The sequence below is a fragment of the Enterobacter cloacae complex sp. 394F7 genome, from assembly GCF_057320385.1.
This window is the reverse complement of the sequence record NZ_JBXWCS010000001.1, coordinates 56,009-68,977: the sequence shown is the minus strand read 5'-3', so window position 1 is coordinate 68,977 and position 12,969 is coordinate 56,009. Positions and strand designations below refer to the sequence as shown.

Here is a 12,969-nt window from a genome sequence, read left to right as displayed (position 1 = left end):
TCCATCAATTTAAAAATTCTTCGGTGAGCTCAGCCAGATCCAATGCATTCTCCGCAAGAGTTGTCAATTCCAGAATAATATCTTCAAGAGATGAACTTATTGATAACGCCCCAAAAGCAACATAATATTCTTCATGCTGGATCAGAGAAAGCCCGACAGAAGATAAGGGCAGGATTTTTTGATTACGTAATAAAAAGAGATTGAAATCAGCCTGGCGTTTGATGATGTTGGCAGGACAAATATAGGTATCAATGATAATTTGCTTGGGTGTAATAAAAATATTTAATGGTAAATCTCCATAATCATTCATTTTTACCATAAGAACGTCATTTTTATTTTTTAAATCAATATTAATATCGCTCCGATGCAATAATTCATCAGCAAGCGATGATAGAGACCATCTCATAAATTCATCCATGTGTTAGTTTTTTTTGATATAGAACAGCCGAAAGAGTTCCATTCATTATATTACCAACCAGGACATAAAAAAAGCCACCCAAAATTGGGTGGCTTTTTTATAAATTAATAATCAACTACGCTGACGTACCGCTTCAAACAGGCAAATACCCGTTGCAACAGAAACGTTCAGGGACGACACGCTGCCCGCCATCGGGATGCTTATCAGCTCGTCGCAGTGCTCACGCGTCAGGCGACGCATGCCTTCACCTTCCGCACCCATTACCAGCGCCAGACGGCCGGTCATTTTGCTCTGATACAGAGTATGATCCGCTTCACCGGCGGTACCGACGATCCAGATATTCTCTTCCTGCAGCATACGCATGGTGCGCGCCAGGTTGGTGACGCGGATCAGCGGAACGTTTTCCGCTGCACCGCAGGCCACTTTCTTCGCCGTTGCGTTCAGCTGTGCAGAACGATCTTTCGGTACGATCACCGCGTGCACGCCCGCCGCATCGGCGCTGCGCAGGCACGCGCCGAGGTTGTGCGGATCGGTCACGCCATCCAGGATCAGGAAGAACGGGTTATCCAGTGCAGCGATCAAATCCGGCAGATCGTTTTCCTGATACTGACGGCCTGGCTTCACGCGGGCAATAATCCCCTGGTGAACCGCGCCTTCACTTTTCTCATCCAGGAACTGGCGGTTGGCCAGCTGGATCACCACGCCCTGCGCCTCCAGCGCGTGGATCAGCGGCATCAGACGTTTGTCTTCACGCCCTTTCAGAATGAACACTTCCTGAAAACGCTCCGGTGCGCGCTCCAGCAGGGCCTGCACCGCGTGGATGCCGTAAATCATTTCACTCATTGATGATTCTCATAATAGGTATTTCCCCCTCTCCCCAGTGGGGAGAGGGTCAGGGTGAGGGGAGAATTTACTCCGCCTGCTGTTTCTTCGCTGCGCGCTTCGCTTTGGTCGCAGCAGCAATTTTCTGCGTTTTCGCGGACGGCTTTTTCGCCTTGCGAGCCTCTTTCTTCGCCGCTTTTGGCTTCTGCTTTTTCTCACCGCGGAAGGCGCTGTCTGGCTCGAAGTTCACTTTCTTACCCGCCTGACGACGTTTGCCGCTCGCGTTGCCGTTACCGCCTTTTTTCGCCTTCTCACGCGCGGTTTTACCTACGTTACGTGGCGCGCGCTCGCTGGAGATCAGACTGAAGTCAATCTTACGCTCGTCCATGTTGACGGCTTCGACTTTGACCTCCACCCGATCGCCAAGGCGATAGGTCTGTCCACCCGATTCACCAATCAGGCGCTGTCCAACCTGGTCGAAACGGTAATAGTCGTTATCGAGGCTGGAGACATGCACCAGACCGTCGATAAACAGCTCGTCAAGGCGAACAAAGAAACCAAACCCGGTCACGCTGGCGATAACACCTTTGAAAATGTTACCGACCTGATCCAGCATAAAGTCGCATTTCAGCCAGTCAGAGACTTCGCGCGTCGCTTCATCGGCACGGCGTTCGGTCATGGAACAGTGCTGGCCAAGCTGCAGCATCTCTTCCATTGAATAGTGGTACCCGCCGGTTTCAGTCGTGTTTCCTTTATGGCCCTGCTCCTGCGCCAGCAGATACTTGATCGCACGGTGCAAAGACAGGTCCGGATAACGGCGGATCGGCGATGTAAAGTGCGCGTAAGACTGCAGCGCCAGACCGAAGTGACCACGGTTTTCCGGGTCGTAAATCGCCTGCTTCATGGAGCGCAGCAGCATAGTCTGCAGCATTTCTGCATCCGGACGATCGCCAATGGATTCCAGCAGCTCAGCATAATCGCGCGGCTCTGGCTTGTTACCGCCAGGCAGCTCCAGACCGAGTTCAGCCAGTACGGAGCGGAACGCGGTAATGGCTTCCGTCGACGGTTTATCGTGGATACGGAACAGCGCCGGCTCTTTAGCTTTCTCGACAAAACGGGCCGCCGAGATGTTCGCCAGGATCATACACTCTTCGATCAGCTTATGCGCATCGTTACGCTGGGTCTGTTCAATACGCTCAATGCGGCGTTCAGCGTTGAAAATGAACTTCGCCTCTTCGCTCTCAAACGAGATCCCGCCACGCTCTTCGCGCGCCTGATCCAGCGTTTTGTAGAGGTTATGCAACTCTTCGATGTGCTTCACCAGCGGCGCATACTGTTCACGCAGATCCTGATCGCCCTGCAGCATATGCCAGACCTTGGTATAGGTCAGACGCGCATGGGAGCTCATTACCGCTTCGTAGAATTTATAACCGGTTAAGCGACCTTTACTGGAGATGGTCATCTCGCAAACCATACACAGGCGATCAACCTGCGGGTTCAGGGAACAGAGGCCGTTGGAAAGCACTTCCGGCAGCATCGGTACCACCTGAGACGGGAAGTAAACCGACGTACCACGGCTGCGCGCTTCGTTATCGAGCGGTGTGTGGGGACGAACGTAATAGCTCACGTCGGCGATAGCAACCCACAGACGCCAGCCGCCACCGCGTTTTTTCTCGCAGTATACGGCGTCATCGAAGTCGCGGGCATCTTCACCATCAATGGTGACCAGCGGCAAACTGCGGAGATCCACGCGTCCCGCTTTGGACTCTTCCGGCACCTCTTCCTTCAGACCCACAATCTGTTCTTCAACCGCTTTTGGCCAGATGTAAGGGATCTCATGCGTACGCAGGGCCATATCAACAGCCATGCCGGTACCCATGTTATCGCCCAGCACTTCGACGATTTTACCTACCGCTTTGGTGCGACGCGTTGGACGTTGGGTAAGCTCCACTACTACCACAAAGCCCATGCGCGCGCCCATCACCTCTTCAGGCGGGATCAGGATATCGAAGCTCAGACGGCTGTCATCCGGTACCACAAAGCCTACACCGGCATCGGTAAAGTAGCGGCCAACGATCTGGCTGGTTTTTGGCACCAACACGCGAACCACGCGTGCTTCGCGGCGGCCTTTACGATCGGCACCCAGCGGCTGCGCCAGGATCTGGTCGCCGTGAATACACATCTTCATCTGTTCGGATGAGAGGTAGAGGTCGTCTTTGCGGCCCTCTACGCGCAGAAAACCGTAACCGTCGCGGTGACCAATGACGGTCCCTTTCAACAGGTCGAGGCGTTCTGGCAGCGCATAGCACTGGCGGCGGGTAAAGACCAGTTGCCCGTCGCGCTCCATGGCGCGCAGGCGGCGGCGAAGGGCTTCAGTTTGCTCTTCACCTTCAATGTTTAATTCAACAGCAAGTTCTTCACGATTGGCGGGTTTTTCGCGTTTTGTTAAGTGTTCAATGATGAACTCGCGGCTGGGGATAGGATTCGCGTATTTTTCAGCTTCGCGTTCCTGGAAAGGATCATGTGACATATCGGTTCCTCCGTTGTCAGCTCCGGTGGAAATTTTCTTCATTCCACCAGCAATAATTTATAAAGCGGTTGATTCTCTTCAACCAAATCGGCCAGCGTGTAGTTATCCAGTTCCTTAAGAAAACTTTGCACGGCCAGAGAAAGCGCCTGTTTCAGGCGACAAGCGGGTGTAATGTGGCAGAACTCACTGCTGCAGTTCACCAGAGACAAAGGCTCCAGTTCACGCACCACATCCCCAATACGAATACTTTGCGCCGGTTTACCGAGACGGATCCCACCATTTTTCCCGCGGACGGCAGCAACGTATCCGGCACGACTAAGTTGATTGATTATTTTGACCATATGATTACGGGACACGCCGTAGACCTCTGTCACTTCAGAGATACTGGTCATTTTCCCATCGGGTAACGACGCCATGTAGATTAGCGCGCGTAAGCCGTAATCGGTGAAACTTGTTAACTGCACATCAACCTCAGGAAAAAAGGGAAAACGCGGTAAAACCGCAGAGATATTCATTAATGATGATAAACCAGCCAGATAGTTAGGGGCTAATTTATTTGACAGACGGGGCGAAAAAGCGGATATCCAGGAGCGGTCGCCGGATGGCGCTACGCTTATCCGGCCTACGGGTTTTCCCGCAGGCCAGCAGTCACGAAGATTATGCGTCGAACGGGTCGCGCAGAATCATCGTTTCAGTACGATCCGGGCCGGTAGAGATAATGTCGATCGGCACTTCGGTCAGTTCTTCAATGCGCTTGATGTAATCCAGCGCTGCCTGTGGCAGGCCGCTACGCTCTTTCACACCGAAAGTGGTCTCAGACCAGCCTGGCATGGTTTCGTAGATTGGCTCGATACCTTCCCAGTCATCAGCAGCCAGCGGAGTGGTGGTCACTTCACGGCCATCTGGCATGCGGTAACCGACGCAGATTTTCACCTCTTTCAGGCCGTCCAGGACGTCCAGTTTGGTCAGGCAGAAGCCAGACAGGGAGTTGATCTGCACTGCACGACGCACAGCCACTGCATCCAGCCAGCCGGTACGACGACGACGACCGGTGGTCGCGCCAAACTCGTTACCTTGCTTGCACAGGAACTCGCCGGTTTCATCAAACAGCTCGGTCGGGAATGGACCCGCACCCACGCGAGTGGAGTACGCTTTGATGATGCCCAGAACGTAATCCACATAACGTGGACCCAGGCCAGAGCCGGTCGCCACGCCACCTGCGGTGGTGTTAGAGGAGGTTACGTACGGATAGGTACCGTGGTCGATATCCAGCAGCGTACCCTGCGCACCTTCGAACATGACGAAATCGCCACGCTTGCGCGCCTGGTCCAGCAGATCGGACACATCAACTACCATGCCGGTCAGAATGTCTGCAATCGCCATGACATCATCCAGCACTTTCTGGTAGTCAACAGCGTCTGCTTTGTAGAAGTTCACCAGCTGGAAGTTGTGATATTCCATCACTTCTTTCAGTTTTTCAGCGAAGGTGGCTTTATCGAACAGGTCGCCCACGCGCAGACCGCGACGAGCCACTTTGTCTTCATAAGCCGGGCCGATACCACGACCGGTGGTGCCGATCGCTTTAGCGCCACGCGCTTTTTCACGCGCAACGTCCAGCGCCACGTGATAATCAAGGATCAGCGGGCAGGCTTCGGAGAGCAGCAGACGCTCGCGAACCGGGATACCACGGTCTTCCAGACCTTTCATCTCTTTCATCAGCGCAGCCGGAGACAGCACTACGCCGTTACCGATGATGCTGGTGACGTTTTCGCGGAGAATGCCTGATGGAATAAGATGGAGGACGGTTTTTTCACCGTTGATTACGAGAGTATGGCCTGCGTTGTGACCGCCCTGGTAGCGTACAACATATTTAGCCCGTTCAGTCAGAAGATCAACAATCTTCCCTTTACCTTCGTCACCCCATTGGGTGCCCAGTACGACGACGTTGTTACCCATTTTTTTCAAAATCACCGTTTGCTTAAAAATGGATTCTACCATCGCTTTTTCAGATATACAGCACTTTTTGACCCCAAAATATGCCAAATCCGATCACTTTTTGATCAGCCAATCGTTTTCCTCAACATGTAGTAGATAACAATGCCAGCAACCACAAGACCGCCGCCGAATCGGCGCAAAATATTATCCGGCAACTGGCTCAGGGTGGCGATCATGCGACGCCAGGCGCGCGGATAGAGCATCGGGCCCAGGCCTTCCAGGACTAAAACCAGCGCCAGTGCCAGCCAGATCGTTGAATTCATTTTTAATCCTTATAAAAGAAAACCACCGCTCCGTTAAGAGCGGTGGTTTGAATACTCAAACGAGACTGAGTTTATCGCGTTGCGTTAGTCGGCGTCTTCATATAACGGAAGAAATCGCTGTCCGGGCTGAGCACCATCACATCCTGGTTGCTCTGGAAGCTATTCTCGTAAGCACGCAGGCTACGGATAAAGGCGTAGAAGTCTGGATCCTGGCTAAACGCATCGGCGAACAGTTTCGCGGCTTCCGCATCACCTTCACCACGCAGGATACGGCCCTGACGCTCAGATTCCGCCAGCGTCTTGGTCACTTCGTAATCCGCGGCCGCACGCAGTTTTTCCGCTTCTTCCTGACCCTGTGAACGGTGACGACGGGCTACCGCTTCACGCTCGGCGCGCATACGGTTGTAGATCGCCTCAGACACTTCCGCCGGCAGGTTGATCTGCTTAATACGCACATCCACCACTTCGATACCCAGCGCAGCCATACTGTTCGGGTTGATAACAGGCACCTTACCATTGGTTTCAGCCTGAACACGTTCCGCCGCTTTAGCAATTGCATCGTCCGCTGCTGGCGTTTCAACTTCGTCTTCCGTACCCGCGGTGCCGGAGTTCAGCGCATCGCGCACTTCCAGCGTCAGACGACCACGAGAGTCGGTCACGATGTCTTTCACATCCAGACGACCAATTTCAGAACGCAGACGGTCAGAGAATTTACGTTTCAACAGCACTTCCGCCTGAGAAACATCACCGCCGCCCGTTGCCAGGAAGTAACGGCTGAAATCACTGATACGCCACTTGATATAGGAGTCAACGATCAGGTCTTTCTTCTCTTTGGTCACGAAACGGTCGGCCTGGTTATCCATGGTCTGGATACGCGCATCAAGCGTCTTCACTGACTGGATAAAAGGAACCTTGAAGTGCAGACCCGGCTCATAAATCACCGGACGCTTGTCACTGTCACGGACGACGCTGCTGAACTGGAACTTAATCCCGCGCTCGCCCTCTTTCACCACAAAGATAGAGGTATAAAGTACGACCAGTACGATGACGATGATCGCAATAACTGACTTACGCATCCTTATTCCCCCTGACGCTGGTAGTCGTTACGCTGCGCGTTAGCACGGCGTTGGTCCATAATGTCACCATCGTTCGAAGAAGGCGTGGTTGTTGCGCTGGAGCTACCGGACGATGCAGGTGGCAGACGCAGCAGGTTATTCGCACCGCTGTTATCTTTTGCTGCCGGTGCAGAACCGCCTTTCAGCATCTGATCCAGCGGCAGTACCATCAGGTTTCCACCTTTGCTGTCGTTAACCAGCACTTTACGTGTATGGCTCAGCACTTTTTCCATGGTTTCGATATAAAGACGCTCGCGGGTAATTTCCGGAGCCGCTTTATATTCCGGCAGGATTTTCGCGAAACGTGCCACTTCACCCTGCGCTTCCAGGATGGTCTGGGTCTTATACGCGCGTGCTTCTTCAAGAATACGCTGCGCCTGACCGTTAGCACGTGGCTGAACTTCGTTGGCGTACGCTTCCGCTTCACGGATGTACTGCTGTTCGTTCTCACGCGCGGCAATCGCGTCATCAAACGCGGCTTTCACCTCTTCCGGCGGACGAGCAGCCTGGAAGTTGACGTCCAGCAGGGTGATACCCATGTTGTACGGACGAATGGTCTCTTCCAGCTCACGCTGGGTATCGCTACGAATAACGGTACGACCTTCAGTCAGAATGCGGTCCATGGTGTATTTACCGATCACGCCACGCAGGGCGCTGTCGGTCGCCTGACGCAGGCTGTCATCGGCACTGGTCACGCTAAACAGATAACGTTCTGGGTCCGTAACACGATATTGCACGTTCATCTCAACGCGCACTACGTTCTCATCAGAGGTCAGCATCACGCCGGAAGCGGCCAGCTCACGCACCGACTCCACGTTCACTGCAGTGACGTCGTCAATGAAGGTCGGTTTCCAGTTCAGGCCCGGCTCAACCAGATGGCTGAACTTACCAAAACGGGTAACCACGCCGCGCTCGGCTTCTTTAATGGTGTAGAACCCGCTGGCAGCCCAGATGATGACCACGGCAGCGGCCACAATGCCCACGATGCGACCACCCATTTGCGGGCGCGGGCCCTGGGTAGAATTGCCACCCGAGCCAGACCCTTTTCCTCCACCAAGCCCACCAAGCTTCTTGCTTAGCTTGCGGAAGATATCATCCAGATCCGGCGGCCCCTGATCGCGACCACCTTTATTGCCATTTCCCCCAGAGTTGCCGCCTTGATTATTGCTGCTTCCCCACGGGTCGCGGTCCTGTCCGTTATTACCGGGCTGATTCCACGCCATGTATATGCTCCATATTTGTTATGCAAGGGCGAATTATTCAGGCATCCCCTTTCCGATCAGACGATATAGTCGACCAGCGCAGGTTCTTGTTTACAGAGGCGACGCCAGTCAACGATCGGCATACGCACCTGCATCCCCACGCTGCCGTCATCCTCCATCCACTCTTTTTCTATCGCCTGAAGCTGATAAAACCGGCTGCGCAGCCTGCCTTCCTGTGGTGGCAGTCGCAGCGTGTGCTGGGCTACCTCACCGGAAAGACGTTCTGTCAAAGCCTGGAAAAGCAGTGGCACGCCAATACCGGTCTGGGCGGAAAGCCAGACCCGAATTGGTTTGTTCTCTTCATCACGATCGATACGCGGCTCAAAATCATCCAGCATGTCGATCTTGTTCATCACCAACAGCGTTGGGATCTCGTGGGCCTCGATCTCTTCGAGCACCACATTCACCGCGTCGATGTTTTCCTGCACGCGGACATCTGCAGCATCAATCACGTGCAGCAGCAGGGTCGCCTGACGCGTCTCCTGCAGGGTGGCTTTAAACGCGGCCACCAGATCATGCGGCAGGTGGCGGATAAACCCTACGGTATCCGCCAGCACGGTTTCACCCACATCCGCCACATCGATACGACGCAACGTTGGGTCCAGGGTCGCAAACAGCTGGTCTGCGGCATAGACCTGGGCCTCGGTAATCTGGTTAAACAGGGTGGATTTACCGGCGTTGGTATACCCCACCAGCGACACCGTCGGGATGTCGGCTTTCGTACGCGCCCGACGTCCCTGCTCACGCTGTTTCTCGACTCTTTCCAGACGAGAGAGGATCTGAGTAATACGGCCGCGCAGCAAACGGCGGTCGGTTTCGAGCTGGGTTTCACCCGGACCGCGCAAACCAATCCCGCCTTTTTGTCGTTCAAGGTGGGTCCAGCCACGTACAAGACGCGTGGCCAGATGGCGCAGCTGCGCCAGCTCAACCTGCAGCTTACCCTCGTGGGTACGTGCACGCTGAGCAAAAATATCTAAAATCAACCCCGTGCGATCAATAACACGGCATTCGCAAAGCGCTTCCAGGTTACGCTCCTGAGCCGGAGACAGCGCATGATCAAACAACACGACTGACGCACCGGTTGCTTTTACGGCATCCGCAATTTCTACTGCTTTACCTTCACCAACAAAATACTTTGGGTGCGGCGCTTTACGGCTACCGGTAATCACCTGCATTGCTTCGACACCGGCGGAAGAGACCAGAGATTCAAACTCCTGGAGGTCTTCCATATCTTTGTCTTGCGAAAAATAGATGTGTACCAGCACCGCCTGCTCACCGGCATCATAACGGTCAAACAAGCGTAAAACCCTCTAAAAATATCAGCGGGGAACGCAGGATCCCTGGCTCCCCGTGTGGATAACAGTGCGAAACCTTATTCGGTCTCGTCGCTGTCCTGCGCAGGAGCAGAAGAACCCTGCGCGTTGCTGCCATGATGGTAGTTACTACCAGTGCCGCCGCCAGCGTTATTGCTGTGATGAGATACCGGACGGGACGGAACAACAGTAGAAATAGCGTGCTTGTAGACCATCTGGCTGACCGTGTTTTTCAACAGGATCACGAACTGATCGAAAGACTCAATCTGACCTTGCAGCTTAATACCATTCACCAAATAAATAGAAACTGGAACACGTTCCCGACGCAATGCGTTCAGGAACGGATCTTGTAAAGATTGCCCCTTAGCCATTCTATCTTTTCCTTATATGCTTGTTTTGTACTTAGAACCTTGCGATTCTGAAAAATTGCGCACGATACGTCTCAATTGTACACATTCAGTGAGCGATATCACCAATAACCTCAATCACTTCGTTTAGCGCCTGTTGCGGTTTTTCGCTGTCTAACCAGTGAACCCCTTCCCAACCGCGCAACCAGGTGATCTGGCGCTTCGCTAACTGTCTCGTGGCGCAAACACCTCTATAAACCATTTCATCATATGAAATCTCGCCTTCAAGATATGACCACATCTGGCGGTATCCCACACAACGAACGGAAGGCATGTCCGTATGCAAATCTCCACGGGCAAATAACGCCCGCACTTCTGCTTCAAAATCTGAAGCCAACATCTGATGAAAACGCTGCTCAATTCGTTGATGGAGCAGTTCACGGCTCGCCGGGGCGATAGCGAACTGATGCACCTGATACGGCAGAGCGTCTCCTGACGTTTGCGTCAGTTCCGTTAAAGTTTTACCCGAAATGAAAAAAACTTCCAGTGCCCGGGAAAGCCTTTGCGGATCATTTGGATGGATCCGTGCTGCGGCAACCGGGTCAATCTCTGCCAGTTGCTGATGCAAAACGTCCCATCCCTGCTCTGCCGCCTGCTGTTCAATTTTTGCTCTTATTTCAGGGTCCGCCGATGGCAGAGGAGAGAGCCCCTCCAGCAACGCCTTGAAATAGAGCATGGTGCCGCCAACCAACAGCGGTATACGTCCCGCCGCCGTTATCTCGGCCATCTCGGCTAAGGCATCGCGGCGAAAATCCGCTGCGGAGTAGGCCTGCGCCGGGTCGAGAATGTCCAGCAAACGATGCGGAGCCGCGCGCAGTTCGGCTGCGTCGGGCTTCGCCGTGCCAATGTCCATTCCTCGGTAGATGAGGGCAGAATCGACACTAATCAACTCTACGGGCAAAACTTTACGTAGCTCAATGGCTAACGCCGTTTTACCGGAGGCCGTAGGGCCCATCAAAAAAATCGCCTTAGGCAGGCTCGCCTTACTGACATCAATCATCTTTAAGGGCAGTCATCGCCGTTTGTAAATCAACAGGTTGTAATAATCCACCCGGCGGTGCTTTCACCAGATGCGGGCAAAGGCGTTCCACCTCTGCCAGCACGCTAATCGCCTGTGCCATACTCCACGGCGTATGTTCGCTGGCCAAATGGCGGGCGATCCACTGCGCGGTGTTGGCGGCATCAAACGTTGTTTGTTGCGCCAGGTAGCCTATCAGTTCAGGAATCAAGTTTTGTAAATTTTGTTGGCGTAAGGGTAAAGGCACTGCGCGAATTGTCACATGCTGTGATTCCAGTACCATTTCAATCCCCATCTGCGCCAGTTGGGCCTCTGCGCGCTGCAGTACCCTTGTTTCTTCAGTGGATATTTTTAGTCGAACCGGGATCAAAAGCGGTTGCGCACAAGCCGCGTTTTCTCCTGGGGTCAGTTGCACCTGTTTTAGCCAGCGTTCAGCAACCGGCAGGGCCAGGAGCATGAGCTTGCCCTCGCGTTCGAGTAACGCCATATCCGGCGCAATAATCGTCAGCACCCGGCCAAAGCTCTGACTATGCCCTTCCAGCGAAGGCGCTTGTACCTCACTGTGCTCTTTACGCGTGACTGCGGGGGTTTCGAGCAGTTTACGGTACAACGCCCCCTGCTGCTTTTGATAGCCGGGCTGAGCGTTGGGATAGTTCGCACCGGTGGGTCGCGGCGCGCTTCCTGCCGACGAGAAACGTGGCGCTTCCGGTTCACGCGCGACAGCTGGCTCGGCAAAATGGTTACGCCCCGCCGCAACACGGTTTTCCGGTATTGGACGCGGAGCGGGCTCTTCTTTTTCCAGCGGCAGCGTGGGTTCAACCTGCTGCTGCAAAACGCTCAGCACGCCCTGATAGATGAAATCGTGCACCAGCCGCGACTGATGGAACCGAACTTCATGCTTGGCAGGATGGACGTTAACATCAACCTGATGCGGGTCGATTTCCAGATAAAGCACAAACGCAGGCTGCTGATCCGCGCCGAGCTTATCTTCACAGGCCTGACGAATGGCGTGGTTGATCAGACGGTCGCGCATCATGCGGCCGTTTACGTAGCAATACTGGATCTCCGCGAAGGCGGCGCTGCTGGCGTTCGGGTCGGCAACCCAACCGCGTAAGGCCAAATCACCGTGCTGCCATTCAATGGCCAGCGCCTGTTCCAGAAACGGCGTACCGCAGATTGCCCCCAGACGACGCTCTTTCTGCCCGCCCTCCGCTACTGCGCGGTACTGGCGCATCACCTTGCCGTTGTGGCTGAGGTTGATGGTGACATCGAAACGCGCCAGCGCGATACGGCGGATAATCTCATCGATATGACCGAATTCGGTCTTCTCGGTGCGCATAAACTTACGGCGGGCGGGAGTGTTGTAGAAAAGGTCTAATACTTCGAGCGTCGTGCCAACAGGATGCGCCGCAGGCTTAATCGTGACGTCCATATCACGCCCTTCGGCGTAGGCCTGCCAGGCTTCCTGCTGTTCGGCCGTTCGGGAGGTTAGCGTTAAACGGGAAACCGAGCTGATACTGGCCAGCGCCTCGCCGCGAAACCCGAGGCTGATGATCGCTTCCAGGTCGTCCAGAGAGGCGATTTTACTGGTCGCGTGACGCGCCAGCGCCAGCGCCAGCTCCTCTTTTTTGATACCGCACCCGTTGTCCCGAATGCGAATCAGCTTTGCGCCACCACGTTCGATATCAATATCGATGCGGGTAGCTCCCGCATCAAGACTGTTTTCGACCAGCTCCTTCACCACCGACGCAGGGCGCTCCACCACCTCACCGGCGGCGATTTGGTTCGCAAGCTGCGGCGGTAGAACCTGAATCGGCATGAATTCT

The 12,969-nt window shown here is 54.2% G+C and carries 12 protein-coding genes; all 12 read right to left on the bottom strand.

Annotated elements, in window-relative coordinates:
* Positions 1-4: 4 nt before the first annotated feature.
* The 12 genes from AC2FAK_RS00365 to mutL all read right to left on the bottom strand — a co-directional run bounded on the left by AC2FAK_RS00365 (position 5) and on the right by mutL (position 12,962).
* A complete protein-coding gene (locus AC2FAK_RS00365; RefSeq protein WP_095455150.1) occupies positions 5-406 on the bottom strand; it encodes a YjfI family protein in 402 nt (133 codons plus the stop codon).
* A gap of 123 nt (positions 407-529) precedes the next feature.
* Positions 530-1,261, bottom strand: a complete 732-nt coding sequence (rlmB, locus tag AC2FAK_RS00360; RefSeq protein ID WP_095455151.1) for a 23S rRNA (guanosine(2251)-2'-O)-methyltransferase RlmB — start codon at positions 1,259-1,261, stop codon at positions 530-532.
* A gap of 67 nt (positions 1,262-1,328) precedes the next feature.
* The gene (gene rnr / locus AC2FAK_RS00355; protein WP_013095293.1) at positions 1,329-3,770 is read right to left on the bottom strand and encodes a ribonuclease R; all 2,442 of its coding nucleotides are present in this window, start codon (positions 3,768-3,770) and stop codon (positions 1,329-1,331) included.
* 38 nt (positions 3,771-3,808) lie between these two features.
* Positions 3,809-4,234, bottom strand: a complete 426-nt coding sequence (gene nsrR, locus AC2FAK_RS00350) for a nitric oxide-sensing transcriptional repressor NsrR (RefSeq protein WP_014830384.1) — start codon at positions 4,232-4,234, stop codon at positions 3,809-3,811.
* A gap of 193 nt (positions 4,235-4,427) precedes the next feature.
* On the bottom strand, positions 4,428-5,726 hold the full coding sequence (locus AC2FAK_RS00345; protein ID WP_006178975.1) for an adenylosuccinate synthase: 1,299 nt from the start codon (positions 5,724-5,726) through the stop codon (positions 4,428-4,430).
* Between the two features lie 104 nt (positions 5,727-5,830).
* On the bottom strand, positions 5,831-6,028 hold the full coding sequence (locus AC2FAK_RS00340; RefSeq protein WP_013095291.1) for a DUF2065 domain-containing protein: 198 nt from the start codon (positions 6,026-6,028) through the stop codon (positions 5,831-5,833).
* Between the two features lie 71 nt (positions 6,029-6,099).
* Positions 6,100-7,104 (bottom strand): protease modulator HflC, encoded by a 1,005-nt coding sequence (gene hflC / locus AC2FAK_RS00335; protein WP_013095290.1) that lies wholly within the window; start codon positions 7,102-7,104, stop codon positions 6,100-6,102.
* Between the two features lie 2 nt (positions 7,105-7,106).
* Complete coding sequence (hflK, locus tag AC2FAK_RS00330) at positions 7,107-8,366, bottom strand: FtsH protease activity modulator HflK (RefSeq protein WP_013095289.1); 1,260 nt, start codon at positions 8,364-8,366, stop codon at positions 7,107-7,109.
* A 56-nt stretch (positions 8,367-8,422) separates the two neighbouring features.
* Complete coding sequence (gene hflX, locus AC2FAK_RS00325; RefSeq protein ID WP_013095288.1) at positions 8,423-9,703, bottom strand: ribosome rescue GTPase HflX; 1,281 nt, start codon at positions 9,701-9,703, stop codon at positions 8,423-8,425.
* Between the two features lie 74 nt (positions 9,704-9,777).
* Entirely contained in the window at positions 9,778-10,089 is a 312-nt protein-coding gene (gene hfq / locus AC2FAK_RS00320; RefSeq protein ID WP_013095287.1) for an RNA chaperone Hfq, read from the bottom strand.
* 85 nt (positions 10,090-10,174) lie between these two features.
* Positions 10,175-11,125 (bottom strand): tRNA (adenosine(37)-N6)-dimethylallyltransferase MiaA, encoded by a 951-nt coding sequence (gene miaA / locus AC2FAK_RS00315; RefSeq protein ID WP_020688973.1) that lies wholly within the window; start codon positions 11,123-11,125, stop codon positions 10,175-10,177.
* Positions 11,118-12,962 (bottom strand): DNA mismatch repair endonuclease MutL, encoded by a 1,845-nt coding sequence (mutL, locus tag AC2FAK_RS00310; RefSeq protein WP_061772495.1) that lies wholly within the window; start codon positions 12,960-12,962, stop codon positions 11,118-11,120. Before mutL ends, miaA begins: the two co-directional genes overlap by 8 nt.
* Positions 12,963-12,969 lie beyond the last annotated feature (7 nt).